This is a genomic window from Brevibacillus borstelensis (assembly GCF_036700025.1).
Lineage (GTDB): Bacteria > Bacillota > Bacilli > Brevibacillales > Brevibacillaceae > Brevibacillus > Brevibacillus borstelensis.
On sequence record NZ_CP144922.1, the window covers coordinates 2,210,691 to 2,236,984 of the forward strand.

The 26,294-nt window shown below is 51.6% G+C and carries 25 protein-coding genes; 22 read left to right on the forward strand and 3 right to left on the reverse strand.

Going from position 1 to position 26,294, the window contains the following annotated elements; all coding sequences use genetic code 11:
- The first annotated feature begins 71 nt into the window (after positions 1–71).
- The 7 genes from V5G20_RS10215 (at position 72) to V5G20_RS10245 (ending at position 9,468) form a co-directional block, all read left to right on the forward strand.
- Complete coding sequence (locus tag V5G20_RS10215; RefSeq protein WP_003386428.1) at positions 72–1,376, forward strand: hypothetical protein; 1,305 nt, start codon at positions 72–74, stop codon at positions 1,374–1,376.
- A 343-nt stretch (positions 1,377–1,719) separates the two neighbouring features.
- Positions 1,720–3,258: an AbgT family transporter gene (locus V5G20_RS10220; protein WP_338463384.1), complete on the forward strand. Its 1,539-nt coding sequence runs from the start codon at positions 1,720–1,722 to the stop codon at positions 3,256–3,258.
- Positions 3,259–3,298: 40 nt separating this feature from the next.
- On the forward strand, positions 3,299–4,558 hold the full coding sequence (locus V5G20_RS10225) for an amidohydrolase (protein WP_338463385.1): 1,260 nt from the start codon (positions 3,299–3,301) through the stop codon (positions 4,556–4,558).
- A 61-nt stretch (positions 4,559–4,619) separates the two neighbouring features.
- Positions 4,620–6,023, forward strand: a complete 1,404-nt coding sequence (locus V5G20_RS10230; RefSeq protein ID WP_171506615.1) for a M20 family metallopeptidase — start codon at positions 4,620–4,622, stop codon at positions 6,021–6,023.
- A 243-nt stretch (positions 6,024–6,266) separates the two neighbouring features.
- Positions 6,267–8,252: a bifunctional metallophosphatase/5'-nucleotidase gene (locus V5G20_RS10235; RefSeq protein WP_338463386.1), complete on the forward strand. Its 1,986-nt coding sequence runs from the start codon at positions 6,267–6,269 to the stop codon at positions 8,250–8,252.
- Positions 8,253–8,482: 230 nt separating this feature from the next.
- Positions 8,483–8,827: a hypothetical protein gene (locus tag V5G20_RS10240; RefSeq protein WP_024985633.1), complete on the forward strand. Its 345-nt coding sequence runs from the start codon at positions 8,483–8,485 to the stop codon at positions 8,825–8,827.
- Entirely contained in the window at positions 8,779–9,468 is a 690-nt protein-coding gene (locus V5G20_RS10245) for a YidC/Oxa1 family membrane protein insertase (RefSeq protein ID WP_039070709.1), read from the forward strand. Before V5G20_RS10240 ends, V5G20_RS10245 begins: the two co-directional genes overlap by 49 nt.
- A 51-nt stretch (positions 9,469–9,519) precedes the next feature.
- Here V5G20_RS10245 and V5G20_RS10250 read toward each other — a convergent pair whose 3' ends face one another.
- Positions 9,520–9,855 carry a winged helix-turn-helix transcriptional regulator gene (locus V5G20_RS10250; protein ID WP_039070708.1) on the reverse strand — a complete coding sequence of 112 codons (336 nt, stop codon included), beginning with the start codon at positions 9,853–9,855 and terminating at the stop codon, positions 9,520–9,522.
- Positions 9,856–9,977: 122 nt separating this feature from the next.
- Between V5G20_RS10250 and V5G20_RS10255 the strand changes: the two genes are divergently transcribed.
- The 8 genes from V5G20_RS10255 (at position 9,978) to V5G20_RS10290 (ending at position 16,907) form a co-directional block, all read left to right on the forward strand.
- Positions 9,978–10,949 (forward strand): NAD-dependent epimerase/dehydratase family protein, encoded by a 972-nt coding sequence (locus V5G20_RS10255; RefSeq protein WP_024985630.1) that lies wholly within the window; start codon positions 9,978–9,980, stop codon positions 10,947–10,949.
- Between the two features lie 309 nt (positions 10,950–11,258).
- Positions 11,259–11,717, forward strand: coding sequence for a GNAT family N-acetyltransferase (locus V5G20_RS10260; RefSeq protein ID WP_003386418.1), 459 nt, complete (start codon positions 11,259–11,261; stop codon positions 11,715–11,717).
- Positions 11,718–11,877: 160 nt separating this feature from the next.
- Positions 11,878–12,267 (forward strand): VOC family protein, encoded by a 390-nt coding sequence (locus tag V5G20_RS10265; RefSeq protein WP_039070705.1) that lies wholly within the window; start codon positions 11,878–11,880, stop codon positions 12,265–12,267.
- Between the two features lie 77 nt (positions 12,268–12,344).
- Entirely contained in the window at positions 12,345–12,818 is a 474-nt protein-coding gene (locus V5G20_RS10270) for an immunoglobulin-like domain-containing protein (protein ID WP_003386416.1), read from the forward strand.
- Between the two features lie 110 nt (positions 12,819–12,928).
- Complete coding sequence (locus V5G20_RS10275; protein ID WP_024985627.1) at positions 12,929–13,573, forward strand: pyridoxamine 5'-phosphate oxidase family protein; 645 nt, start codon at positions 12,929–12,931, stop codon at positions 13,571–13,573.
- Positions 13,574–13,879: 306 nt separating this feature from the next.
- Positions 13,880–14,440: a DUF1697 domain-containing protein gene (locus V5G20_RS10280; RefSeq protein ID WP_338463462.1), complete on the forward strand. Its 561-nt coding sequence runs from the start codon at positions 13,880–13,882 to the stop codon at positions 14,438–14,440.
- A gap of 4 nt (positions 14,441–14,444) precedes the next feature.
- Complete coding sequence (locus V5G20_RS10285) at positions 14,445–15,128, forward strand: hypothetical protein (RefSeq protein ID WP_024985625.1); 684 nt, start codon at positions 14,445–14,447, stop codon at positions 15,126–15,128.
- A 366-nt stretch (positions 15,129–15,494) separates the two neighbouring features.
- A complete protein-coding gene (locus tag V5G20_RS10290) occupies positions 15,495–16,907 on the forward strand; it encodes a diguanylate cyclase (protein WP_003386412.1) in 1,413 nt (470 codons plus the stop codon).
- 165 nt (positions 16,908–17,072) lie between these two features.
- Here the strand turns inward: V5G20_RS10290 and V5G20_RS10295 are convergent, their stop codons facing one another.
- The gene (locus V5G20_RS10295) at positions 17,073–17,369 is read right to left on the reverse strand and encodes a hypothetical protein (protein WP_003386411.1); all 297 of its coding nucleotides are present in this window, start codon (positions 17,367–17,369) and stop codon (positions 17,073–17,075) included.
- 331 nt (positions 17,370–17,700) lie between these two features.
- On the opposite strand from V5G20_RS10295, the gene V5G20_RS10300 reads away from it, so the two are divergent.
- Positions 17,701–18,324 carry a YhbD family protein gene (locus V5G20_RS10300; protein WP_338463387.1) on the forward strand — a complete coding sequence of 208 codons (624 nt, stop codon included), beginning with the start codon at positions 17,701–17,703 and terminating at the stop codon, positions 18,322–18,324.
- Between the two features lie 15 nt (positions 18,325–18,339).
- Entirely contained in the window at positions 18,340–19,068 is a 729-nt protein-coding gene (locus V5G20_RS10305; protein ID WP_003386408.1) for a polymer-forming cytoskeletal protein, read from the forward strand.
- A gap of 218 nt (positions 19,069–19,286) precedes the next feature.
- Here the strand turns inward: V5G20_RS10305 and V5G20_RS10310 are convergent, their stop codons facing one another.
- A complete protein-coding gene (locus tag V5G20_RS10310; protein WP_227277541.1) occupies positions 19,287–20,180 on the reverse strand; it encodes a sugar phosphate isomerase/epimerase family protein in 894 nt (297 codons plus the stop codon).
- A gap of 305 nt (positions 20,181–20,485) precedes the next feature.
- On the opposite strand from V5G20_RS10310, the gene V5G20_RS10315 reads away from it, so the two are divergent.
- From V5G20_RS10315 to V5G20_RS10335, 5 genes are all read left to right on the forward strand, one after another.
- The gene (locus V5G20_RS10315; protein ID WP_171506619.1) at positions 20,486–21,841 is read left to right on the forward strand and encodes a DUF455 family protein; all 1,356 of its coding nucleotides are present in this window, start codon (positions 20,486–20,488) and stop codon (positions 21,839–21,841) included.
- Between the two features lie 37 nt (positions 21,842–21,878).
- Positions 21,879–22,565, forward strand: coding sequence for a deoxyribose-phosphate aldolase (gene deoC / locus V5G20_RS10320; RefSeq protein ID WP_003386405.1), 687 nt, complete (start codon positions 21,879–21,881; stop codon positions 22,563–22,565).
- Positions 22,566–22,764: 199 nt separating this feature from the next.
- Entirely contained in the window at positions 22,765–23,706 is a 942-nt protein-coding gene (gene rbsK, locus V5G20_RS10325) for a ribokinase (RefSeq protein ID WP_024985620.1), read from the forward strand.
- A gap of 61 nt (positions 23,707–23,767) precedes the next feature.
- Positions 23,768–25,282: a sugar ABC transporter ATP-binding protein gene (locus V5G20_RS10330; protein ID WP_338463388.1), complete on the forward strand. Its 1,515-nt coding sequence runs from the start codon at positions 23,768–23,770 to the stop codon at positions 25,280–25,282.
- Between the two features lie 2 nt (positions 25,283–25,284).
- The gene (locus tag V5G20_RS10335) at positions 25,285–26,259 is read left to right on the forward strand and encodes an ABC transporter permease (protein WP_051567470.1); all 975 of its coding nucleotides are present in this window, start codon (positions 25,285–25,287) and stop codon (positions 26,257–26,259) included.
- Positions 26,260–26,294: the final 35 nt, after the last annotated feature.

Below are 26,294 nucleotides of genomic sequence, written 5' to 3' on the forward strand. Positions count from 1 at the left end.
GATTATGACTTCCTGTCTGATATAGTAAAAAATGAAACATCATCTAAATCAGGCAGGGGTTAGCGAAAATTATGTATAGAATTGGTGTCGTTGGACCGCCTCCTTCTGTCGAGCGGATACTGGCTGTAGCCAACGAATTTGAACATGAGATCGAATTTGTTCCGATAACGTACGGGGATGCAAAAGAAGTGAGCGGCATTGTTCAGGAGCGCAATCACGAATTTGACGGATGGTTTTTCTCCGGACCCATTCCGTTCACGATTGCGAAAAATGTGCTCAGCCCCGAGGCCAATATGGTCTACTGCCCGCCTACCGGCTCCAACCTGTACCGGAGCTTTATTCAAATGTCGATCGACCGGGATGAAGCCGTGAAGCGAGTCTCGATTGACATGATCGAGTCGGAGGGGCAGTTTTTGCAGGAGCAGTTGTCCGAACTGCAGATACCGGAAGAAGACACGCACGTGATGACCTACGACGAGCATTATGACGCGCAGGCAGTCGCGCAATTCCATCTGAAGGTCTGGAGGGAAGGGAAGACCCAGGGCGCTTTTACTACATTGATGACCGTGGAAGAGCTTCTTCGCGAGGCAGGGGTTCCTGTCTACCGCATTTATATGACCAAGATGGAAATTCGGCAAGCAATGAAGATGGTCATCGAAAGAGCGAGGAGCTCCTACTTCAAGGATACGCAGATCGGTGTCGAAATCATTGAACTTGAGCAGTTTGACACGATTGTGGAAAAATCAACGGCCCGTTTTCATTTACAGCATCTGGAATTGAAGATCAGGCAGCTTTTGCTGCTGCTGTGCGAAAAGCTGGACGGTTCACTTATGGCAAACGGCAACGGCCGCTACCAGATTTTCAGCTCCCGGGGAGCCATCGAGCGGGAGATTGACATGCTGCGCGCGACCTTGCAGCAGCTCTCCCTGGAGGCGGACGTTCCCGTCGCAGTGGGCATCGGGTTTGGCGAGACCGCTTTTTCCGCCGAAAGCAATGCGCGCAAGGCAGTTCAGCATGCAAAAAACAGGGACGGATACGGGATCGTGATCGTCCAGGAAAACGGCGTCATCGTGGAAGCGGCAGGCGAACCGGAACAAATCGCTTATGCCTATCGCTCCAATGACAAGGAGCTTTTGGATAAATTAAACAAGGCAAACGTCAGCATCAAAACCTATAACAAGCTGCAAGCGTTGGTGCAGCGCATGGGCTGGAGCACATTCACGACTTCAGACATCGCCACGTACTTGTCGATGACGGTACGGAATGCCCAGCGGATCATCGGCAGCCTGTGCGAATACGGACTTGCCGAGTATAAGGGAGAAGAGCTTCAGGCTGTGCGCGGACGTCCGAAAAAAATATACCAATTAAAAAAGTAGCGATAAAAAAGATGAGCAGGCCAGTTCTCAAGAGAGGACTGGCTTTTTGTACGGAAAGCGCTTGCTGTTTTGTGAGAAGTCGAACAATTCTGTTGAAAAACATTTAACAAGGCTATATAATTCATTTAACGACAATTTCTCTATTTATTCGCATAATGAAAAATATGCGCAGAATTCACGAAGAAAGGGGCGCTGGCTACCGCTTTCGCAAAAAGAAAGTGCTTACATTGGGGCGGCTGCAGACTGAACACTCATTCGGTTTCGTTGCCGGCTTGCTTTACACACACATGGAAAACGAGTGACTTACCAGGACAGAAAGACACGGGCCGAGGGGGATTGTTCAATGCAAGCGCAAACGCAGCAAGCAAAGTCAGAGTTTCAGGAGCAAAAGGGGACAGGCTTATTGAAATGGGTGGAGCGGATCGGGAACAAATTGCCGAATCCATTCATGCTCTTCCTCTATCTGATCGCCATTTTGTTCGTAGTGACAGCCGTTTTGTCGTTTTTCCACATTACAGCCGTAGACCCGATCAAAAACGAGGAAGTTCAGGTAAAGAATCTGCTCAGCCAAGAGGGGCTTCAATGGCTGCTGCCCAATATCATTAAAAACTTTTCCGGATTCTTGCCGTTGGGATCGATTCTGACGCTGATGCTGGGGGGCGGATTGGCAGAGAAGGTCGGTCTGTTGGAAGCGGTCATCCGCAAGATGTCTCTGCGGGTAAATGCCCGATATGCAAGCTACCTGGTTGCCTTTATCGCTTTTTTCAGCCATGTCTCGTCTGATGCTGCCTTTGTCATCATGCCCCCACTCGGTGCGCTGATCTTCCTGGCTGTAGGACGTCACCCGGTAGCGGGACTTTTGGCTGCCATCGCCGGTGTCGGGTCAGGTTTTACAGCCAATATGCTGATCGTAACAACAGATGTGCTGCTTTCCGGGATCAGCTCGGAAATTTCGAAGTCGGTCGACCCGAACGTGACGGTAAGCGTTTTGGACAACTGGTTCTTTATGTCTGTCTCGGTACTGCTGCTTTCTGCCATCATCGGCTTTATCACCGACAAGTTTGTGGAGCCCAAACTGGGTGTTTATCAGGGCAGTGCGGAGAAAAAGCTGGAGGACCTTTCGGCTCAGCAAAAGAAAGGGCTTCGCGCGGCAGGAATTGCAGCGCTGGTGTTCATCGCCGTACTCGCCATTCTGGTCGTGCCGGAGGGCGGAATCCTGCGTGATCCGAAGCAGGGCACGATTGTTCCGTCGCCGTTTATTTCAGGGATTGTCCCGGTCATTCTGCTGTTCTTCTTCACGGTTGCCATCACATACGGGATCAAGGTGGGCGTGATCAAGAAGCAAAATGACATTCCGGCCCTTTTGACCGATCCGATCAAGGGAATGGCCAGCTTCATCGTCATGGTTTTCCCGCTCTCCCAGTTTGTCGCCATGTTTAACTGGAGCAACATGGGCAGCTTCCTCGCCCTGTTTATCACCGATTTGCTCGAAAAAATGAACATGACAGGAGCGCCTGTCTTTATCGGCTTGATGTTTTTGTCCGCATTCCTCTGCATGTTCATTGCCAGCGGCTCTGCGATCTGGTCGCTTTTGGCGCCGGTCTTTATCCCGATGTTCATGGCGCTGGGCTTCCACCCGGCTTTCGCGCAAATCACGTTCCGGATCGCCGACTCTGCCGTGATTCCGTTCGCGATCGTGTCGCCGTTTATTCCGCTGTTCCTCGGGTTCCTGCAGGAATACAAGAAGGACGCCCAGCTCGGGACGTACTATTCGCTGATCATGCCATACCCGATCGCTATATTCATTCTCTGGACACTGCTGCTGGTCGTCTGGTATTTCCTGGGCTTGCCAATCGGTCCTGGCGTCTATCCGAGAATGTAACGCAAAAAATGGCTCCAAGAGAAGACAGGAGGAATTGACTATGCTGGATTTGGTTTCACTGCGAAGAGATTTTCACATGCACCCGGAAGTGGGATTCACGGAATTCCGTACGGCTTCCAAGGTCGTGGAAATACTTGCTTCGCTCGGTTTTGACGTGATTTACGGCGCAGACGCAATGGATGGCGATTCCCGCAGGGGATTGCCGTCCGCGGACGTGCTGGAGGCAGCTTACGAGCGGGCCTTGCGGGACGGGGCAAACCCGCAGATCGTGGAGAAAATGCGCGGCGGCTACACAGCTGTGATCGGGGTGAAAAAAGGAAAGCAGGAAGGGCCTGCCGTCGCGTTCCGGTTTGACATGGATGCGCTGCCTGTCCTGGAAAGTACGGACGCAGACCACCTCCCCCAGGCAAAGGCATTTCGCTCCCGTTATGAAGGAAACATGCACGCTTGCGCCCATGACGGCCATACGACGATTGGACTCGGGCTTGCCGAAAAACTGGCGGACGGAAACTTTTCCGGTACCGTAAAGCTGATTTTTCAGCCCGCCGAAGAAGGTGTCCGCGGCGCTTACTCCATCGTTCAAAAAGGGATGCTCGACGATGTCGATTATATTTTCTGCCACCATCTGGGGACCAATGTCCCGCTCGGCGAGGTGCACGGAGCGTCCTTCGGGTTTCTCGCTACAACCAAGATGGTCGCCCACTTCCACGGGGTACCGTCCCATGCCGGAGCTTCGCCGGAAAAGGGAAAAAACGCTTTGCTCGGAGCTGCTACCGCTCTGCTGAACATCCATGCCATTCCGCGCTTTAGCACAGGCTCCACCCGTGTGAATGTGGGTGTATTGGAAGGCGGGACGGCAGCCAATATCATTCCGCAGCATGCAAAAATGATCGTGGAAACCCGTTCGGTGTCAGAAGAAGTGAATGCCGAGCTGGAACAGCGTGTCCGCAATATCATCGCCCACAGCGCAGCCATGCACGAGCTGGAGCACGAGATCGAAGTGATTGGCGGCGCCATCCCGATCAACAGCGATCTGGACATGGCTGAGCTGGCGATCGAGGAAGCGAAGCAGGTCGAGGGCTTCACCGCCTTCAAGGTCAGCGACAGCAATGCGATGGGCAGCGAGGACGCCAGCTTCATGATCAAGCGCGTTCAGGAGCGCGGAGGAAAAGGGACGTACATGGCGATCGGGACGGATATTCCCGCACCTCACCATCACCCCAAATTTGACATCCAGGAGGAGATTCTCCCGCGCTCCGTAGAGCTGTTGCACCGCATCGCCAAACGTCTGTTGACGTGAGAAGCCGTTCTATCGGACACTCCCCGAATCCTGCAGATGCGAATAGAAAGGATGTTTCTTTATGCATACCCAACGAATTTCGGAAATGATTGAACAAAAACGCGATTTGTTCATCAGTGTGAGCGACAACATTTGGAGCTTTGCCGAGACGCGCTTTGAAGAGTACCAATCTGCCGAATTGCTGGCGCAAACGCTGGAGAGCGAAGGTTTTCAGGTAGAAAGAGGCGTAGGCGGCATCAAGACGGCATTTATCGGTAGCTTCGGCAGCGGCGGTCCGATTGTCGCCATTTTGGGAGAGTTCGACGCCCTCTCAGGAATGAGCCAAAAGAAAGGGCAGGCGGTGCAAGAACCGGAGGTACCGGGAGGCAACGGGCATGGCTGCGGACACAACCTGCTCGGTACGGCTTCTCTGGCCGCTGCGGTTGCTGTCAAGCAGTACATGGAGGAGAACAATCTCAAAGGCACTGTCCGCTACTACGGATGTCCCGGCGAGGAGGGGGGCTCCGGCAAAGCCTTTATGGCCCGCGCCGGACTGTTTGACGACGTCGACTTTGCCCTCTGCTGGCACCCGATGGGCTACAACAGCATCATGGCGATCGAATCGCTGGCCAATTACCAGGTGTACTTCAAATTCAGAGGCAAAAGCTCGCATGCGGCAGCAAGCCCGCATCTGGGACGCAGTGCGCTGGATGCCGTAGAGCTGATGAACGTCGGCGTCAACTACTTGCGTGAGCACATCATCCCGGAAGCGCGCGTCCACTACGCCGTGACCAATACGGGCGGACTCTCTCCGAATGTCGTGCAGGCCTATGCGGAGGCGCTCTATCTGGTGCGTGCGCCAAAGGTTGACCAGGTGCAGGAAATTTATGAGCGGGTGTGCAAAATCGCCCAAGGGGCAGCGCTGATGACCGAAACCGAGGTAGAGATCGTGTTTGACAAAGCGTGCTCCAATGTGGTGCAAAACAAGGTCGTGGAACAGGTCATGTACCGCAACTTCCAGGAGCTGGGCGTCCCCGTGCATGACGAGGAGGAGCTCAAGCTGGCCAAGGAAGTTCGCGCCACGCTGACTGAGCAGGAGTTAAACACCTCGGAAAAAGAATTTCCGGACGGGCCGGACGTCGATATGGTGACATGGCTGAATCCGTACAACGGTGAAACGAGCCCGCTGAACGGCTCTACAGACGTCGGTGACGTCAGTTGGATCGCGCCTACCGCACAGTGTACGACGGCCTGCTTCGTGAACGGGTCGACGCTGCACTCCTGGCAATGGGTGTCGCTCGGTGGTACCTCCCTGGGCCATAAAGGCATGCTCCATGCCGGAAAGGTGCTTGCCTCCACGGCAGTCGACATGCTGAACAATCCGGAGCTGATCGAACAGGCCAAAGCCGAATTGCAGCAGCGTTTGGGCGGAAAGCCATACAAATGCCCGATCCCGGAAGGTGTGCAGCCATCCGTTAAAAAGTAAGCGAGCGTGATTCGGACAATTTGCAAGGTCAAGACGATGAAAAGCCAGCGGTTTCTCGCCGCTGGTTTTTTCTGCAGGCGAATGCCATGGATAAAAAGCAGAAATGGCAAGAAAATGATTGAGAATCTTTTCCTGTTGCGATAGTCTACTAGAGTGCCCATCTATGCACAACAAGAGAAAGAGGGTCTGAATAAAGAGAAAGAAAATTCAGAAAGAACTCTTTAGACAAAAGGAGGACAAGCAATGCGCAAGGGGAAATTGGCGCTGAAAACCTGTCTGAGCGTAGCTCTCGGGCTTACGCTGTTCAGCAGTGCTGCTGCTGCACAGCCCGCTCAGGCAAAAGCCGCCGGGAATTCAGAAATCAAAATCACGCTGCTCGGGACGTCTGACATCCATGGACGTTTCATGCCGTGGGACTATGAAATCGATGGTCCAAACAACAACGGAAGCCTAACGCAATTATTTACGATGGTCAAACAAATTCGCGAAGAGAATCCCAACACGATTCTTCTGGACGCGGGAGACTGCATCCAGGGAAATTCGGCTGAACTGTTTAACAGCCATCCACAGTCTCCGATGATGGTTGCGATGAATGCGATGAAATACGACGCGTGGGCATTTGGCAACCACGAATTCAACTTTGGACTGGACGTGCTGGAAAAGATCAGCAGCCAATACGACGGGCCGCTGCTTGCGGGCAATATTTACAAGGAAAACGGCGAGCGCTTCCTGCCAGCCTCCACGATTATTGAAAAAGCTGGGGTAAAGATCGGCATTATCGGGATGAACACCCCGATGATCGAGGATTTTGAAAAGGGAACCGACCACCTGAACGGGCTTGTCGTTAAAAATCCTGTCGATGAAACGAAAAAGGCAATCAAGGAGCTTGAAGGAAAAGTAGACGTCATGATCGGCCTGATGCATATGGGGCTGGACAACGAGAACGGGAAACCGGGGACCGGCGTGCGCGACATTGCCAATGCCAATCCCGAGCTGACCGCCATTTTCGCCGGCCACATGCACAAGCTGGTGAAAAGCGAAGAGGTAAACGGCGTACTGATCACCGAACCGGACAAATACGGCACGCATCTGTCCCGCATCGACCTGACGTTTGCCAAGCAAGGCGACAAAGTGGTGCTGAAAAGCAAGGAAGCGACAGCGCTGCCTGTGAAACAAGCAGACGGTACCTTCGTCGAGTCCGATAAGGCATTGGAAGAAACGCTGAAGCCTTTCCACGAGATTGCCCGCGCAGACGCCAATGTCGTCGTGGCTGAGCTGAAGGGCGAAAATATGGTGCCGAAAAATGAGATTGAGGGCATCCCGCAGGTCCAAATCCAGGAGACGCACCTTGCCGACTTCTTTAATGAGGTCATGCTCTATTACAGCAAGGCCGATGTCGTCGCTCACCAGATCGACAATGACAAGGCCCGTCTGGATGTAGGGCCGATCAAGAAAAAGGACATCGCCTTCAACTACCAGTACGCACTGGGCGAAATTACCGTGTACGAAGTAACAGGCAAAGATTTGAAGGACTACATGGAATGGGCGGCTGGCTACTTCAATACCGCTCGTCCGGGAGATGTGACGATCAGCTTTGACAAGACGCGTCGTTCCTCCAAATACAGCACCAACGACTTTTTCGGCGGAGTGAAGTACGAAATCGACCTTACCAAACCTGCCGGAAGCCGCATCACCAACCTCCGTCGTCTGGACGACAAGCCGATCAAAGCGGAGGATGTGCTCAAGCTTGGCATGAACTCCTACCGTATGGACGCACTCATCGCGAAGGGCGGCGCTTTGGAAGGACGGAAGTTCAAACAGCTCTGGTCGTCCAAGGATGAGAGCGCATTTGGCGAAACAGGCGGAACGATTCGCAACCGCACCATCGCCTATCTCAAAGAAGTGAAGAAAGGCGTTTACGAGCCAAAAGCATTGAATTACTGGAAGATTGTCGGCGTGGACACCACTGCGCCTGAGCGTGCCGATGTCGTTGAGCTGATCAACGCCGGAATCCTCGGGGTGCCAAAGACAGAAGACGGCAAGTACACCAACGTGGCTTCGATCAACATCAAGGACCCGGTAACAAAAGAAGAGATTGCGGAGCTCTCGCAAAAGGCAAAGGTGAATGCAACCGCGTTTGCCAATGTGAAAACCAAGGGAGAGTTCTATCAGAAGCTGAATCAAGCGAGAAAGACTGCGGCTGCTCAGGCAAAGCCAGCAGCGAAGTAGGGAAGAAGAGGCAGGGAATATACAGGTTAGGCTTATGCAAGAAGCAAGATAAGCATAGGTCAGGCAAAAAAGCAGCAAGGCTTTTATAGAAGAAGCAGCCCGTGAAAAAACTCGGGCTGCTTTTTTTACATTCCCGTTCCTTCCCCATATTCTTTTTATAGGAAGTATCCAAGTATGTATGGTATCTTTAGTATAAAGCGAACGATTTTTGTCCTCTGGGAGGTGACGCTGTGGAGTTTTCCTTGGATATGACACTCTTGCTGCTGGCAATGGGCCTGTCGGGATATCTGGTTGCACATCTGCTATGCAGTCCGGTAAAGCCGCTGGGATGGGTAGCTTGTTTGGAAAAGGGAATAGATTCGCAGCCGCCAAACGAGATTTCGGTTCGCCCCGCCGTGCATCCGAGGATGCTCTGGGTGCGGCGAAAAAAGCCTCCCGAGGAGCAAGGGTCTTCCAGTGACGATGCTGATCCGCTTTCCTTCTTGTATCGAAAAGACATTTGCAACGATACGAGGAGGAATTCCGAATGTATACCTTTGTTCAACCTGTCATTGATTTGCTGGCCTCGCTGCTGAATGTGATCTTTCAGTTTGCGCAGGATTGGGGAATTGCGATCGTTCTTTTGACACTGTTTGTGAGAGGACTGCTTTTTCCGCTCAATCTGCGGACGGCCCGCCAGACGATGCTGCAGGTCTTGATTCGCCCTGAGCTGAAGCTGCTTCAGGAACGGTACAAAGACGACCAGCCAAAGCTGATGCAAGAGACGATGAATCTCTACCAAAAGGCGGGAGTCAAGCCGCTGTCGATGTTCACGACGGCGATAATGCAGATGCCGATCTTCATGGCGATGTACGGACTGTTTTTGACGCATGGAGCGGCGATGTCCTCTTCCTTTATTCCCTGGGTTGTCTCCTTTGCCCAGCATGACGCGTGGCACATCCTGCCTGCGCTTGCCGCTGGACTTACCTTTTTGACCGGCATGATTCCGTTGACTGGTGAAATGCTGACAGACACGCCTCTGATTCAACGGGCCTTGACCTCGCTGATCATGGTCGCCTTCTTCTTGATGATTCTCTGGAAAGCGCCTGTCGCCTTGGGCTTATATTGGACCACCGGCTCCCTGTTCGGTTTGCTGGAACGCGGTTTTTATCGAACCAGATTGGGGAAAAAGGTACTGATGCGGGGACGAGCCGAGCTGCCGGCAAGCCAAGAATAAATATTTATACGCAAGCAAACCCTTGAGACAGTCTCAAGGGTTTTTGTTTTTCTATTGTTTTCCCAGCTTCAGCACATCCCACGCATTTCCCCATTCCTTCATCGCATCGAAGACGGGGCGAAGCGTTTGGCCTTTTTCGGTTAGCGCGTATTCCACATGCGGGGGGATTTCCGAGTAGATCGTCCGGCTGATAATCCCTTCTTCTTCCAGCTCCTTCAGACGCATGGACAGCGTCCGCGGGCTGATCCCCTTCAAGGAGCGCTGCAGTTCTCCAAACCGCCGCGGACCATAGAACAGTTCCCTTAAAATGATGAACGTCCATTTCCCCCCGATCACGTGCATTGTTTTTTCAATCGGACACGCTTTTTGATTATATTCTTCAGGCATGAACATCCCTCCGCTATCTTTTTGAATAGTAACTATAAAAAATATCCGTACTTTTATAATAATAGCACTTTCATTATTATAGTGAATAATCATCCTGAAGCAATTGAATGGAGGAAAAAAGCATGAAAGCTGTTGTCTTTGGAGGTACGGGGTTTATTGGAGGGCATGTCGCGGAACAACTGCATCTGGCTGGACACCGCGTGACGGCAGTTGTCCGCAAGACCAGCAACACCGCGTTTTTGGACAGCTTGGGGGTCGACGTCGTTCGCATCGATTTTTCAGATCCAGCCGCCATAGCAGACGTGATGGCAGGAAATGACGCAGCGTACAATTGCACAGCCGACGCAAAGCTGCACACGCAAATAAGCATGAATGCCCCGGTGGAAATTGAGTTGACCCGAACGCTTGCGGAAGAAGCGGCCAAGCAGGGCATTTCCCGGTTTATTCAACTCAGCACAGTGGTCATCTACGATTTTCAAAGCAACGAACCGATAGACGAGTCGTATGTGTCGAAGCCGGAGTACCCGATACAGCGGCTGGGGATTGAAAGGGAGAGAGTCGTCGGGGAAGTGGGACGAAAAACCGGAATGACGACCGTGGTGCTGCGGCCGGCAAGTACAATCGGCGTCCGGGACACTACCTCGTTTTTCGCCAGACTGTTTGCCGCACATGCGCATGACCGCTACCCGATGATCGGCGAGGGGGCTGCACAAGTTTCGCTGGTAGATACCCGCGACATCGGCCGGGCGATGGTCTGGCTGGGTACCTTCCAAAAGCAGCCGCAAGATGACGGCGTCTACCTGCTCAAAGGATTCGATACAACGTGGCGTCAACTGAAGGAAGCGATGGACCTTGCCGCAGGGAAGACTGCCAAAATGCTGGAGCTGCCGGAAGCATTGACCGAAGATGAAATGGCTGCCTATGGGTTGAGTCCATTCGCCGTAAAGACAATGGCGGTAAACAGAATCTGGAAGGACGACAAAATACGGAAGCTCGGCTTTGCCACAAAGTATTCGCAAACGGATGCGGTCGAGGCGGAGGTGAGGGATTTGCTTAGTCGAAAACGAACTTCGGAAAACAGCGGCATTCTTTAAGGAACTGGCATAGGCCATTTATACAGACATAATCCGAAGGAAGATTCCGAGTCAAAACATCAGTATAAAAAAGATTTGGGTACAGGAAAAAAGGGTGATGTACCTTCAGAAACAGAATCGTACGTTTATTCGGTGATGAAAATACATAATGTAAGATATTCATTCTTCAAGGTATAATGAATAGATCCAGCATCTGTAACTCAATCCTACATTTATCTGAAGTGAATAGAGAATCAGACGATTCATCAAAATGGAAATGCTAATAAAGGAAAAATGTTGCAACGGACATACTTTCTAAAAGGAGTCTCCATGATCACCAAAATCAATTTCACCGAAACCGATACCGTCCAAAAGCTCTTCGACCTGCAAAAAGCCGCATACCAGGTAGAAGCCGAACTGATCAATTTTTTTGAAATCCCCCCGTTGAAAGAATCATTTCAAGAGTTCCAGCAGTGCGGCGAGGAATTCTTGGGTTATTTTATCGATAACAAACTTGCAGGCGCCATTTCCTATACCATAGAAAATGAAGAACTGACGATCTGCAGAATGGTTGTGCATCCGGCTCATTTCAGAAAGGGAATTGCCCAAAAGCTGTTGGTGGCGATGGAATTGCAGAATGCAAACTGTTCTGCTTTTAAAGTAGCGACCGGCAGAGAAAATACCCCTGCCAAAAATCTGTACGAAAAAAATCATTATCAATGGAAGCGGGATGTTGAGGTCGCTCCTGATGTTTATATCAGCTTTTTTGAAAAAGCAGGAAAGAACTAAGGGCTGGATGGCCTGAGCCTGTATCTGCAACGCGCTGCCATGTTTGTCTGAAAGTCAAGGCACTATTGGATGGCAGGACGATAGATTCCAGAGAAAGCGAATGGAAAAAATGGTATGACGAGTATATACAAGCTGTCGGGTATGTAAGGGAGGAATATGTTTGATCTATGAAATGACGGTTCAAGTTCGTGTTCCAGATATAAAAGAAGGACAAAAGTGGTATCAAACACTGCTCAAAAAGGAACCCGACTTCATCCCTCACGAAGGATTCGCAGAATGGGAGCTTATTCCCGGATGTTGGCTGCAGGTGGCGGAAGGTGCTCCCGCTGATGGCAGCGGACCTATTCGCTTTGGCGTTGCAGATATCGAAGCGGAGCGGGACAGGCTAAGAAGGGAATTGCATATCGAGAGCTTTGAAATCTGTTCGAGAGAAGAAGTTCCTGTAAAATGGGGGACTTTTTCCGACCCCTGGGGAAATCGGCTGGGGTTCTTCGAATACTTGAATGAGACAGAGAAAAAGGAACGCATAAAAGCTATTTTAGGAAAATAAAAAAATCTGCTCACAGGTCCCAATAAAATGGAAACGCTCCAGCAGCGCCTCCGTCTTTTAAAGAAGGGGGGAAAAACATGCTTAAAAAGATTTTTTTGATAGCCGCTGTTGCCTTGGCTGTAATGCTCGTGGCCGCCTGTTCTTCGGAAAAGACAAAACCGTTGACAACCCTGTCGAGCTACGGAGAAATATCCAATCAGGCGAGCACAGAAGAAGCCAAGGTGGAAATGAATACAGAACAACCCAGCTACTCCGCTTCCATTGACAAGGTGACGTTGAAAATCAAAAACGACGGTCCTACTACGTTGACATTTGGGACGCCTTTTACGCTTGAGAAACGGGAGCAAGGAAAATGGTACGTGGTCCCAATGCGCTCCGATATCGCGTTTACGTCCATTGGTCTTCTTGTCGAGCCGGGAGAAACGCGCGAGGACCAAATTAGCATGAGTGACCTTGACTATACCTTGACCAAGGGAGAATACCGGGTTATCAAAAGCTTTTCCGCAAATGAAAAGGAAATCATTGTGGCTGCCCGTTTTGAAATCGAGTAGCTTCGCGGCAACAAAGGCATGGGATGAGCCGCAATACCCTCGGGCGCAATGGCAGAAACACAGGAAGTGTAGTACGATGGGAGGATATTCCACAGGGAAAAGGTGATAAAATGAGCGCCGTATTTCGTGATGTGATCTCCACCGAACAACAATTTATGAAAGAGCTTCGCGAGCCTTTGGGAAATCCGAGCTCACTTGCGGCAAACAAAGTGGTTCACGCTCTTGACCGCCATTGCCGCGAGTTTATATCCAAGTCCCCCTTCCTGGCGATGGCTACCTCCGATGCAAACGGCCATTGCGACGTGTCGCCGCGTGGCGATGCACCCGGATTTGTCCTCGTGCTGGATGACCATCATCTGTTTATTCCCGAACGCCCGGGCAACCGCCGGATGGATTCCATTCAAAATATTATTGCAAATCCCCACGTCGGCCTTCTATTCTTCATTCCCGGACTGGGGGAAACGCTGCGGATAAACGGTAAAGCGGTTGTTTGCCGCGATCCGGAATTGCTTGAAAAAACCGCAGTAAGCGGCCGGACTCCCATGTTTGGCATCGGGGTTGAGGTGGAAGAGGTGTACGCGCACTGTGCAAAAGCCTTCATCCGCTCCGGTCTGTGGAATCCGGATTCGTGGTTGGCCAAGGAGCTGCTGCCTTCCGTCCCGAAAATGCTGGCAGATCACTCGAAAACCCCAAACTCTACGGCAGAAGAGGTAGCAAGCCAACTGCAAGACAGCTATAAGAACCGGCTTTACTAATGGCTGGGTACTGTGTCATAGAAGGTGTGCCTTCATTCACCATTTTTTGAATGGTAGCAGCAGTTCTATAGGTTGCATGCCTCATCGAGATTCGGTGAGGCTTTTTTGCGTTCGTAGACGCATGTCTGTCGATTGGAAGAAATGGTGAGCGAACTATTGAAAATGGAATCGGCAATTGCATATCCAGATACACCCATGATACCCTTTTAAGATAATGTTGCGACAATGGAAACTTCCAAATCGGTGCATCGCTTTAGAGCATCAAATGGGGTGTTCACACTATGCATGGAAAGGGTCGTGGGATCGATGGCCATTTATATCGCGCTTTTGCGCGGGATTAACGTAGGCGGCAAGAATATGATCAAGATGGCGGAGCTGAAGCGTACATTTGAAACAATGGGCCTCGGCCGTGTGCGGACGTATATCCAAAGCGGCAATGTTCTCTTCGAATCGGAAGAGGAGGAAGAACCGCTGCGCGAGCGGATTGAACAGGAGATAGCTGCAGCCCACGGTTTTTCCGTGAGTGTCGTTTTGCGGACGGCTGAGGAATTGAGACGGATTGCCGCGAGCTGTCCATTTTCGGAAGCCGCGCTGGAGAAAGCGGAGGAATCGGCAGAGGGAGAAAGCCTGTACGTAGGCTTTTTGCTCAGGGAGCCTTCACGGGAAGGGATGGAACGCTTGGCCCCCTACAAAAATGAAAACGAGCAGTATTACATTGCAGGCCGGGAGATCTTCCTATTGTTCGGTCGGAGTGTACGCAATTCCAAGCTTTCCGCGAATCTGCAGAAGCTGGATGTCCCGGTGACGGTCCGCAATTGGAATACGCTCAACAAGCTGGTCGCCTTGGCAAATGAGATGGAGGCCTAGTCGGATGATGATGGACCGGGTGGATGCCGCCGTTCAAAATAATATCGCATGGTGCGGGACTGTTTGTGATACGCACGGGATTGCCCAAGCCGCTCACAGCCACGTCTGGGGAGTGCTTTCGAAGGCGCCTGCTTTTTATCCTGATATCATCTCTTCGAGCAGGAATGCAACAACTGCCGATGTACAAGCCTTCGCGGGGAGGCGAGACATTTTGAGCATTAAAGACAGCTATGCGAATCTGGACTTGTCCCCTTTTGGTTTTGACATCTTGCTTGAGGCAGAATGGATATACCGCGACTCGATTTCGGTTAGTCGACCAGCACGAGCTTCATGGCGCTTGATTGCCACCGAAAAAGACCTGATGAGCTGGACGCATGCCAATGGATTGCAAGACGTGATCAAGGCTGATCTATTGAAGCAAACAGCCGTGAAACTATTCATGCACGAAGAAAAGGGTGAAATCTCCGGTTTTATTGCAAATCTGGCTGCGGGTGTAGTAGGGATTTCCAACGTCTTTACTACGGATCATGCCAATGAAGGTCTGTGGCTGGATATTGCAAGCATAGTGTCGGCTGAATTTCCGGGAGTGCCAATGGTGGGATACGAACGAGCGGGCGACTTGTCGGCGGCTCTACTATCCGGTTTCACATCGATAGGATCGCTCCGTGTGTGGGTGAAATCATCATGAGAAGGCTTGCGTGCTGTTGTACCGTTTTTAAGTGGAAATGAGCAGAAGTTTTATCCGATTGCAAACGCAGGAAACAAGCTGATAACTGCTGCATGCAAATGACGTGTGCCTCTCCCGGTACACGTTGCGGCGCTGCATGGCGGTAGTCGGACTACATGCCGTATCTTGCAAAATCGACAGTCGTGCGGGTAGAGGTTGACCGTTAAGGGGGTTAACCTCTTTTTTCGTAGAATGCATAATACCGGTATGAAAAAAGAGCGGTTTAGCCGATATAATCTAGGAGTGCCGAAATACCCCCGGCACAGGCATTCAAAACATCCGTCTCTATGCTAACTAACAACACGAATAACAGGAGTGATCGACCACGTGAAGGAAGGACTTGCCCTGACTTTAAAAAATATAGCCATTCTTTTATTTTATGCAGCATACACGCTTGTAAAGCTCTTTTACTTTCAGATACTGCCCTACGCTTTGCATTTTTTGATCGACATCACGGCGCTCTCGATGACGTATATTGTGGTCCAGCCCACCTGGATCAAAACATTTCGCAGACTCCGCAAATGGGTGACGTACGCGATCACGGGCATAGCGATGGTTATTTGCGGCCTGTGGACAATCGAGCATTACTACCTGTTTGGCTCCCAGCTCGGGATTGAGCTGTACTACATCCCGATTGTCCTTGCCACCTTGTTTTTGTCGACGACAGCCGGACTGATCGTCACCGGAATATCCAATCTCATTTTGCTGCTGGTAAAAATTCTCGTAGGCAGCTTTCAGGCTGACTACCTCATCGAGATGTGCCTGAACATCCTGTTCACGGGATTGCTCGTTTATTTGATTCGAACTGTCGTGAATCTGCGGGACCAGGTGGCCAACAAGCAGCATGTGCTGCTGCAGAATTCCCGCGATCTGGTGATCGGGATCAACCGGGAAGGCATTATTGATGTTTGCAACGCAAGCATGCTGCAGTTTCTCGGGGTAGGGAAGGCAGATGTTACTCAGCAGTATTTTTGGGAAGTGGAAGAAAAGCTGGGTGCCGAGGAAAACCAGGCGGTGGAGGCGATCTTTTCGCTCTTGTACACGGAAAAAACGGCAGGATGCAGGGAGTTGGAGATTGTCAAAGGCGGGAATTCATACACGTTCAGCGTCAATACGTATCATTTCAAGGACGATGGCTTTATTAACGGAAGGATTCTCGTATTGTCCGATCTGACAGAGAGAAAAGAAATGGAGCGGGAGCTGGAGAAGAAGGCGACGGAGGACAAGCTTACAGGGCTGCACAATCGCGGGTATTTTGAGGCGAAATTCAAGGAAGAAAAGCTTCGCTCCGAGAGGTATCACCACCAGCTTTCGCTTATCTTGATCGACCTTGATCACTTCAAGCGGATTAATGATCAGTATGGGCATCTCGCGGGGGATGCGGTTCTGCGAGAGACAGCCCGGTTCATCCGTTCCCACGTACGCGAAACGGATTGTACGGCCCGCTATGGGGGAGAAGAGTTTGTCATTCTTTTGCCGGAAACAGGAGAAGAGGAGGCAATGGAAGTAGCGCAGCGGATTCACCAAGGGCTGGCCGATCGAATCATCTGCCACGAAGAGAAAGAAATTCGGGTAAGCGCATCGCTGGGAGTGGTGACGAGCGAAAGCAGCTTTGATCTGTCCGAGCTTTTGGGGCTTGCTGACAAAGCCCTTTACCAGTCGAAAAAAAACGGACGCAACCAAATCACCTCCGCAAACAGTTTACGGGAAAAGGAACAGTATTTGGAGCCAGAAAGGTGAATGAGGAAATGTGGAACCAGGAATTCATCGCCTTTCCAATCCGCCGATGAACAAATGAATTGTGGAATTGATTCAGCGCAGCATGGAAAGACAGCGATGGGGGGACCTCGGCAGCAAAAGCTCGCGGGGTCTTTTTTTTGTTCCATTCTCCCTATTTTGCAATGCTTACTTCTTCCTGCTTTTCGCACGGCCTTCCTTTTGCCGGCTATTCATTCCCCTGTTCAGAGCCCGTCCGGTCGTTCCGCCGCCAACAGCTTGCTGCTGCTTCGTAGAGCTTTGGATAGCCGCATTCGTTCCGCATGTACTGTCTTTTCCACTGCCGCTGGCCACCTGCGTAGCTGCTGCAGCCATGCTTTTCTTGTTGCGGCGCTTGGCGACCTGATTGTTGATCACGATGACGAGACCCTCGTTGTCCCGTTTCTTCTTTCGCTTTTTGCTAGGTTCAGACTGTTTTCCTCTCATTCCGAGATTTCGCGCGCGACCGTCCGCTCCGACACTTTCCTGTTGCTGGGTATTGGAAGAGTCGATCGCGGCGTTGTTTCGTTCGTTTCACCGATGGGATCAGTCCTTTTTTGGTGAAGTTTGTATACAAAATGCGGCTGAAACAGAAAAAGTGTGGGACAAATGGCAGGATCGCAAGAAAATGCGCGAGAGTCCTGTTGATAGGAGGACGGAGAACAAAGCAAAAACGAGAACAATGAGTCAAAGGAAGGAAGGCACAAAACAAGGGGATAAAAGACCGCATTTAAAACGTAACAATGTTATGTTACATTATCTTCAGGAGGTGTTCCAAATGGAACCAGGACTAATCTCCAAAAAAGAGCTGCTGGAGCTGACAGGCATTTCATACGGACAGCTCTATAGATGGAAACGAAAACAACTGATCCCGGAGGAGTGGTTCATCCGCAAGTCCACGTTTACGGGCCAAGAGACGTTTTTCCCCAAAGACAAGATATTGATTCGGATCGACAAAATCTTGAATATGAAAGAGGATTTGTCCCTGGACGAACTGGCGGATATGTTTTCGCCCAATGCAGCAGAGCTGTCATTGACGAAAGAGGATTTGATAAAACGAAACATTGTTACAGAGGTTTCGCTGAATTTTTATCTGGAACAAACAGGAGACAGCAGTCCGTTTCCTTTTGAACGGATTCTGCAGTTGTTTGTACTGGATAAAATGCTGAAAACCGGCGAAATGAGCCTGGATGAAGGGAAGATGCTGCTTCAGATTTTTCAGGATCACTCTGCCAGCCTGGAACGCAAAAAATTCGACCTGATGTTTGTGCGAAAGCTGGGGATATCCACTTTTTTGCTGATCGAAAGCGACAGTCGCGTATATCTTGAAAGAAACACAAAAATCGTGCAGCGGCTAAACCTGAATAGCTGCATAGAAGAACTAAAACTACAGATTGGGTAACGGAGGTTGGCAACGATGGATAATCAACAGCGTAGCAGTATCAATATCAATGGAGCAGGAACGGCGACTGGAGGCTCCGTCGACGAAGTGAAAATAAACGGATCGGGTACGATAACAAGCGATCTGGACTGTGCTTCATTCTTTTGCAACGGGACTTCCGACGTCCGCGGAAATGTAAAGGCTGAGCGGATCAAAGTGAATGGCACAGCCTCTTTTCAGGGGAATGTAAACGCCGGAAAGGTAAAGGTATATGGCACCTGCGATATTGAGGGCAATTTGACGAGCGGTGAAGTGCTGGTGAGCGGCTCTTGCGGCATCAAGGGGACGGTGTCCGGGGAGAGCATTGAGATACAAGGTTCGGTTTCGATTGCCCATGACTGTGAGGCGGAGTCTTTTCGAGGACTGGGCAGTTTTTCGGTTGACGGGCTGCTGAATGCGGGAACAATCGACATCGAGCTGTACGGAAAGGCGCGCGCCAAGGAAATTGGCGGCGAGAAAATAACGGTCAAACAAGGGAGAAGGTTTGGCATCGGCAAGCTGATCAGATCCTTTTTCGCTGGGGCCCATGAACTGCACGCAGGTACCATCGAAGGCGACGAAATCTATCTGGAATATACGCGAGCCAAAGTCGTCAGAGGAAAAAATGTTGTGATCGGAGAAGGCTGCGAGATCGATGAGGTGGAGTATACAAGCGACCTCAAAATTTCGCAAGACGCGAAGGTGCGAGGCCACAAAAAGATTTGACGCAAGCTGCCTCTCTTTGCGATTTTGCCGGTATTTTTTCCGTCGGGAACGATCGATAGGGGCCCATTTTCCACAATTTGGACCTATAAAAGGAAAGGCAGCTTGGCCGATAATAGAAGTAAGGAATGACAATTCCTCGTAAAATTGTTCTGGGGATCAAAGACAGCCAAACTGTGCAGAGGCTGTCTATTTTTTTGCCCGGAAGTGGGCCCGTTCCATTACGAACGGGCCTGCTGCACTTCCCGCCAGGCCTTTTCCGCCAATTCTTTCAATACCAGCGATTGCTGCCAGCGGTCCGAGATTTCTTCCGCGGGCGTAGCGAGGTATCCGTTCAGGGCAATCGCATAGGGGACAGGCCCTAGTTCACAGACGAAAGGAAGCACATCTCCCTGCCTTGCTTCATCCAGCCAGCAAGCCATGCCCTGCTTCCACCATTGCATATAGCGCTCCGTCATCGGATGCTCGCCGCCAGGTCCGATGTCTGCTTGTATTTGCTGGCCGTTGGATACTCTGCCGTGGATGCAGGAAGTCCGCTTCAGCAATTTCTGAAAGCACGCTTCCGCCTGAGGATGGGGAACAAGCATCTCGCCAGCCAGGACGTAATGAGACAGATCGATGGTAAGGCGAAGGTCAGGCAATGCTTCCGCATACTCGACCGTTCGCAGCAAATCCTGTGTAATCCGTCCGCGGTGCGTTTCCACAAAAACAGGAATCCCATGGTTTTTGCCTTCGCGGATGATGCCCTTGAGCCGGTTGATCGCTTTTTCGCCTACGACGAAGGAATCCTTGACTTGCGCATTTACGTAGCTGACGCCAAACTGTTTAGCCTTGCGCAGAAACGCCGCAAATTCTTCCGGCTCCTCCGGGAAAGCTTCGACGCCGAATTGCAGGTTGTAATGGTCGAGCAAGCTGCGCCAGAGGCCTGCTTCTTCAGGGGCAGGCAGTCTCCCCATAATGCCGCCGTAGCCTGCTTCCGCAATTTTCGCAAGCTTTTTTGCGAGGGACCACTCGCCGTTTTCATCGCCGATCCCGCGCATAGCCCACCATGACTGGTGAACCTCCAGGCGAGGAGGAAGATGGTGAGGCCCGCACATACTTTGTAAGAAGTTCATGTACATTCTCCTTCGGTAGAAATGGATTTTCCACAGACAGTGTGGTAAGAGAGACAAAAAAACAGAATAGGAAAAAAAACTGACTACTTGGAAAAATGGGATTGACATCCGGCGGAAAAACCTTTACGTTATTATCAGACGTCCATAGAGGTATATATTCCAACATGAACATATCATAATCTGAAACTCGCATTCTTTCAAGTGAATAATCGATCGAAAATGGATGTTCGTAGATTTTCTGGAAAAATGTACCGACAATGACGCCAGCAACGTTCTATGTGAGACGACAAGGAGGAGAAAAGCGGATGACACAAACGTATCTGCCGGGATCTGAGCGGGGCAAGTACATGCGTTACGACACGGCTGTAATCCTGAAGCGATTTTACCTTTGCGAAAAAGAGCTGGTCGTAGGCGAGGCAGGCTGGATTCCAGGCATTCCTTACTTTGACATGAAAACGCTTCTGCCCAAAATCTTGTGGGAGGACGCGATGACTGCAAATGCGCTGCGGGAACGAGTGTTTGAACTGCGTTTCCCAAGCCGGATTCTGGAAGTGGGCGAGGACCAGCAGCTGATCGACCTCATCCAGAGGGCACGCTCGGCACCGAATGCGCTAGCCTTCCTGTCGACGCTGGCACATGTGTTCAAACCGGCGCTTCTCCAGGCTTACCAGACCTATCTCCGCTTGGCCGATCATATCGGGGACGGCCCAACCTACCGCTTCATGAATCTCGCTGTGGAAGAAAAACAAAGGCAGATTCGGGAGATAAGTCTGTTGCTCGAAAGAGAGTCGGCTCGTGCCGATCATACGGATCGAGTCCTCGCCGAACAGTGGACAAATGAGATCCAGGAGCGCTTGCAGGCGATGGGCGGAATCGGCCTTGATGCGCCAGTGGCAGAGGCTGAGCAAAAAGAGACAGCTTTGGGAAATCAGCCCGCAGCAGCCGGCGAGTCCGCCGAAGCGCTCTCTCATGCGATCCCCTTTGCCCCGATGGAAGTGCCCGCCAGAGATGGCCGCTTTATTCATGTGCGCTTCTACTGGCCGGACAATGTGGACCCGTCGTTTCCTTACGGAGAAGGCTTCCGGCTGCAGCTTCGGAGCGCCGTCAGCCATCTGAACGAGATTTGGGCGGTGGAAAATGCGGGACATGTCCTCTACTCGTTTGCCGGGGAGCTGGGATGGGAATTTATCTATGACGCCGCGCGCTGGGTCTACGACGAGAGCAGACATTGCCGGATGGGCTATGAGCGGCTCCGATCATGGGGATTTGAGGAAGCGGAACTGCCGCTTGGCACGTACATTTACGACAGCTGCAAAGGACAGGACCCGATCTACCGGCTCGGCATGCTGTTTTACTTTGAATCGAAGAATATCGGGAAAAAGCTGGACAGAATCAAAAATTTCGAATCGATGAATGACCGCACCAGCCAGCACGACATGGACTTCGACTGGGCCGATGAGACGATCCACACGAGCTATGGAAAGACGTGGCTGTCTGCGGCACTGAAAAAGCGGGGGCAGGACCCGGATGATTATACGGAGATCAAGGAAATGTGCGAAAGCATCGTCAAGCGTACGGTGGAAACGGCTACAGCCGAAGAAATTGAGAAAATCACGGAGATAGCCAACAGGATGATCGCAAAAGGTAAGGCTGCCCAGTAGGAAGGATCGCTATCCAAACATAGAGGAGTTGAAGAAAATGGCTACATTTACGGTAGAGCAAGTTGCCGCAAAAATTCAGCATACGCTGGTAACCCCCAATGCTTCGGAGGCAGATATCAAACGAGTTTGCGAAGAATGCCTGACCTACGGATTTGACGGGGCGATGATTCAGCCGGTGTGGATTCCCCTCGCCAAAAAACTGCTTGCGGGCAGCAAAGTAAAGGTATGTACGGCATTTGGCTACCCGATGGGCGGAGCTACCACTTTTACAAAGGTGGCAGAGGCGCGCGACGTGATTGCTGCCGGAGCAGATGAGTTTGACTTCATGCCGAACTACGGATTGTTCAAAAGCGGGCGTTACGACGAGTTCGCTCAGGAAATCGCGGCTGTCGTCAAAGCGGCCGAGGGCAGAGTGGTCAAAATCATGCTCGAATTCGGGATGCTGGATGAGGAAGAAAAAATAAAAGCCGCTACGTTGGCCAAGGAAGCGGGCGTCACCTACTTGAAAAATTCCAGCGGCTGGGGACAGGGCGGCCATGCCACGGTGGAAGACATCCAATTGCTTCGCCGCATCGCCGGCACACAGACACGGGTAAAAGCGTCCGGCGGGATTCGCACTTTTGAGGATGCCGTAAAAATACTGAACGCAGGCGCGGAGTTGATCGGGACCAGCGGAAGCGTGAAAATCGTCACGGGACAGGGAGAAGCAAGCACGGTTTATTAAAGCGAGGCCGTCTGCCCTGTCGATTGGTCAATGCCGACATAGCCATCCTATGGCAGGGAGCAGGGCTTCTCCCAAACTGTAATTTCAGACTCTTTCGATCGTTATTTATTTTGACAAAACAGAAAACATATGTATATCATGGTTTATAGACGTCAATATACGTTTATTACCTTTACTCTGATGCCAAAGGAGAAGAGAGATGGAGACACAAGGGCAAAAGCATATCGTCGTCATCGGCAGCTACAATGTCGGGTTTATCTGCAGCACGCCGCGAATGCCCGTTTGGGGAGAAACGATATTGGGCAGCGGATTCTCTGTTTGCGACGGTGGGAAAGGCTCCAATCAATCCGTTGCGGCAGCAAAATTGGGAGGCTCTGTTTCTTTTATCGGCTGTGTCGGGGATGATCCGTATGGGAAATCCGGCGTCGCCATGCTGCGAGAAGCGGGGGTCAATGTGGATGAGGTCTCCTTCTCACAGGCTGCCCCGACAGGTGTGGGCTTCGTCTTCCTGAATCAGCATGGAGAAAATTGCATCGTCGTCGATCCGGGAGCAAACCACCTGCTTTTGCCCGAGGAATTGGAGACGAAAGCGTCCATCCGCCGCGCCGATATTCTCGTATTCCAACTGGAAAATCACTTGGATACGATCCGCAAAGGCATGGAGCTCGGCCGCAAGTGGGGGAAAACGGTGATCCTCAACCCGGCTCCGGCAACGCCGGATTTGGACGATTTGCTCGCGCTGTCCAGCATCGTCACTCCGAATGAATCGGAGCTTCTGATCCTGCACGGCCTCGATCCTGCTGCCGACCTGACGGACGTGGAGTGTGAGCGTTTGGCCCGGCTGCTTTTGGAAAAAGGCCCGGAAGCGGTCATTGTCACCCGAGGGGAGAAGGGCGCGATGGCTGTGACAGCAGATGAGGTCGCATCGATTCCGGCTCCGAAGGTAACCGTGGCAGATACGACCGGAGCAGGCGATTCCTTTACAGGGGCATTGGCTGTCGCCTTGTCGGAAGGCAAGCCGCTTGCGGAAGCCGTGCGGTTTGCTTGCTGCGTCGGCGCCTACTGTGTGACCAAGGAAGACGTCATACCTGCGCTCCCCACGAGGGAACAACTGAATGATTTCATCAAGACGTTTGAATAAATGCCATTTTTGAAAACGCTTTAAATGGAAGCGGGATTGAAAGATGAGGGGAGGGAGCCAGATGCTGGCACTGCTGAGTCTGCAGAAAATCGAAAAAAGCTTTGGAAGCAACCAGATTTTGCACCAGGTAGACTTTCACCTGCAAAAAGGACAGGTTCACGCCCTTCTCGGGGCCAATGGAGCCGGAAAATCCACGTTGATGAAAATCATTGCCGGGGAGTACACCAAGGATGCGGGAACCATCCGGATCGAAGGCGAGGATGTGCACATCCTGAGTCCAGGTCACGCCAAACGCCAGGGGATCAGCGTCATTCATCAGGAACTGAGTCTCGTGCCGGAATTTACGGTTGCAGAAAATGTGTACCTCGGCAAAGAGCCGGCACAAGGACCGGGATCATTTCTTCTGTCTCGGAGCGAAGCCGCTAGGAAGACGATAGAGCTGCTCGACAAGTACCAGATTGAGCTTGATCCGCACCGCAAAGTCAAAGACCTCTCGATCGGGCAGCAGCAGGTGGTCGAAATCTTGAAGGCGATCTCGGAGGACTCCCGCGTCCTGGTCATGGATGAGCCGACAGCGACCTTGACCGCAGCGGAGACCAATCAGCTCTTTGAAGTGATCCACTCCCTCAAGTCAAAAGGGATCGGGATTATCTACATCTCGCATCGCCTCGATGAAATCCAGCAAATTTGCGACTGGGTCACGATCCTCAAAGACGGCAGAAAAACAGCCGAGGGGCCGATCGCGGAGTTCGGCAATGAGCGGATCATCGAATGCATGGTAGGCAGACAGATGGATCATTACTATCCGAACACGAAGCACAACCCGGGCGAAGTCGTTCTCGAACTGCAGCATATACGGAAAAACGGAGTCCTGCGCAATGTCTCCGCCACCTTCCGAAAGGGAGAAATCGTCGGGATATTCGGACTCTTGGGAGCCGGACAGTCAGAGCTGATGCGGATTATTTTCGGCGCAGACCGGGCAGATGGGGGACAGCTAATTTGCAAAGGCCAGGCGGTCCAAATCGATTCACCGCGTACCGCGATGAGCCACGGAATCGCGCTGGTGACCGAAAACAGAAAAGAAGAGGGCCTGGTGCTGGAGCTCGGATCGGATCAGAACATGACGCTGACCAGCATGGAGCAATTCTCCGGCTACGGGCTTCGCAACCTCGGAAAAATCAAGGAGATCGCCAAAGAGTACGTGGGGAAATTGAACATCAAGCTGCACGCCCTGCATCATCCGGTCAAGCATTTGAGCGGGGGAAACCAGCAGAAAGTGATTCTCGGCAAATGGCTGCTTACCTCCCCGGACATTATTCTTTTGAGCGAACCGACGAGGGGAATCGACATCGGGGCAAGGTCGGAGATCTACCACTTGCTCGACCGGCTGGCACATGAGGAAAAAGCGATCGTGATCGCGTCGAGTGATGTGGATGAAATCCTTGGACTGTGTGATCGGGTCTTGATCATGTTCCGGGGAGAAATCATCGCAGAGGTAGATCAGGCCGATGCCAGCATCGAACTCCTCATGGAATATGCGTCTGGAGCCCGGCAAACAACGGGGGTGGGGGGATGAACATGATCAATAGCACAAATCCGGTTGCAAGCAAACCGGCGGTAAACAGGCTCAGTCTGATTCAGCAATACGGCATGTTTTTTATCCTGATTCTCGTGGCAGCGATCTTCACGATGCTGACACCAAACTTTTTGACGCCGTCCAACCTGATCAACATTTTAAGACAGGTATCGGTAATCGGCATTGTGGCAGCCGGTCAAACGCTCGTCATCATCACGTCGGGAATTGATTTGTCCGTAGGCAGCATCGTCGGCCTGTCGGGAGCGGTTTCGGCGGGAGTTACGCTTGCCACAGGAAATGCGTTTCTGGGAATTGCCGCCGGGCTGTTGACGGGGATGGTATTCGGGGTGGCAAACGGTCTGTTGATCTCCCGCCTGAAACTGACGCCCTTCATCGTAACATTGGCCTCGATGACGATGCTGTCCGGTTTTACCCTGATCTATACGGGCGGAAATCCGATTTTGGTGACAAACCCGGTCTACAAATTCATCGGGCAAGGCTATGTAGGTCCGATCCCGTTTCCTGTCGTCGTTCTTTTGCTGGTCTACGCCATTCTTTACTTCGTCCTAAAGCGAACGGTTCACGGCCAGTATATTTACGCCATCGGCGGCAATGAAAAAGCTTCCTTGCTCGCGGGGGTGCGGGTAAACCTGCACAAAACGATTGTGTACGGAACATCGGGATTGCTGGCAGGTCTGGCCTCCGTCATCCTGACAGCGCGTTTGTCATCGGCGACACCTGTCGCGGGAACGGGGTATGAGCTGGACGCCATCGCCGCGGTCATCCTGGGCGGAACGAGTCTGTTCGGCGGCAAAGGAAGCGTGGTCGGGACACTGATCGGGGTCCTGCTGCTCGGGATACTGACGAGCGGAATGAACCTGATCAACGTCTCTCCGTTTTACCAAAATGTGGCAAAGGGGTTGATCGTCCTGTTGGCAGTCATCATCGACCGGATGATCAACAAAGAAAAACAATAGCTCACAGAAAATGGCCAATAAATTGAGGAGGGGAA

What these genes read in the sequence shown, in the direction of transcription:
- V5G20_RS10335 (WP_051567470.1), top strand. Translation starts at nt 25,285, where the DNA reads ATGATCAATAGCACAAATCCGGTTGCAAGCAAACCGGCGGTAAACAGG.
- V5G20_RS10310 (WP_227277541.1), bottom strand. Translation starts at nt 20,180, where the DNA reads ATGAACTTCTTACAAAGTATGTGCGGGCCTCACCATCTTCCTCCTCGC.
- V5G20_RS10275 (WP_024985627.1), top strand. Translation starts at nt 12,929, where the DNA reads ATGAGCGCCGTATTTCGTGATGTGATCTCCACCGAACAACAATTTATG.
- V5G20_RS10220 (WP_338463384.1), top strand. Translation starts at nt 1,720, where the DNA reads ATGCAAGCGCAAACGCAGCAAGCAAAGTCAGAGTTTCAGGAGCAAAAG.
- V5G20_RS10250 (WP_039070708.1), bottom strand. Translation starts at nt 9,855, where the DNA reads ATGCCTGAAGAATATAATCAAAAAGCGTGTCCGATTGAAAAAACAATG.
- V5G20_RS10225 (WP_338463385.1), top strand. Translation starts at nt 3,299, where the DNA reads ATGCTGGATTTGGTTTCACTGCGAAGAGATTTTCACATGCACCCGGAA.
- V5G20_RS10230 (WP_171506615.1), top strand. Translation starts at nt 4,620, where the DNA reads ATGCATACCCAACGAATTTCGGAAATGATTGAACAAAAACGCGATTTG.
- V5G20_RS10270 (WP_003386416.1), top strand. Translation starts at nt 12,345, where the DNA reads ATGCTTAAAAAGATTTTTTTGATAGCCGCTGTTGCCTTGGCTGTAATG.
- V5G20_RS10295 (WP_003386411.1), bottom strand. Translation starts at nt 17,369, where the DNA reads ATGAGAGGAAAACAGTCTGAACCTAGCAAAAAGCGAAAGAAGAAACGG.
- V5G20_RS10305 (WP_003386408.1), top strand. Translation starts at nt 18,340, where the DNA reads ATGGATAATCAACAGCGTAGCAGTATCAATATCAATGGAGCAGGAACG.
- V5G20_RS10215 (WP_003386428.1), top strand. Translation starts at nt 72, where the DNA reads ATGTATAGAATTGGTGTCGTTGGACCGCCTCCTTCTGTCGAGCGGATA.
- V5G20_RS10300 (WP_338463387.1), top strand. Translation starts at nt 17,701, where the DNA reads ATGGAACCAGGACTAATCTCCAAAAAAGAGCTGCTGGAGCTGACAGGC.
- V5G20_RS10330 (WP_338463388.1), top strand. Translation starts at nt 23,768, where the DNA reads ATGCTGGCACTGCTGAGTCTGCAGAAAATCGAAAAAAGCTTTGGAAGC.
- V5G20_RS10245 (WP_039070709.1), top strand. Translation starts at nt 8,779, where the DNA reads ATGTATACCTTTGTTCAACCTGTCATTGATTTGCTGGCCTCGCTGCTG.
- rbsK (WP_024985620.1), top strand. Translation starts at nt 22,765, where the DNA reads ATGGAGACACAAGGGCAAAAGCATATCGTCGTCATCGGCAGCTACAAT.
- V5G20_RS10285 (WP_024985625.1), top strand. Translation starts at nt 14,445, where the DNA reads ATGATGATGGACCGGGTGGATGCCGCCGTTCAAAATAATATCGCATGG.
- V5G20_RS10235 (WP_338463386.1), top strand. Translation starts at nt 6,267, where the DNA reads ATGCGCAAGGGGAAATTGGCGCTGAAAACCTGTCTGAGCGTAGCTCTC.
- V5G20_RS10255 (WP_024985630.1), top strand. Translation starts at nt 9,978, where the DNA reads ATGAAAGCTGTTGTCTTTGGAGGTACGGGGTTTATTGGAGGGCATGTC.
- V5G20_RS10260 (WP_003386418.1), top strand. Translation starts at nt 11,259, where the DNA reads ATGATCACCAAAATCAATTTCACCGAAACCGATACCGTCCAAAAGCTC.
- V5G20_RS10280 (WP_338463462.1), top strand. Translation starts at nt 13,880, where the DNA reads ATGGCCATTTATATCGCGCTTTTGCGCGGGATTAACGTAGGCGGCAAG.
- deoC (WP_003386405.1), top strand. Translation starts at nt 21,879, where the DNA reads ATGGCTACATTTACGGTAGAGCAAGTTGCCGCAAAAATTCAGCATACG.
- V5G20_RS10315 (WP_171506619.1), top strand. Translation starts at nt 20,486, where the DNA reads ATGACACAAACGTATCTGCCGGGATCTGAGCGGGGCAAGTACATGCGT.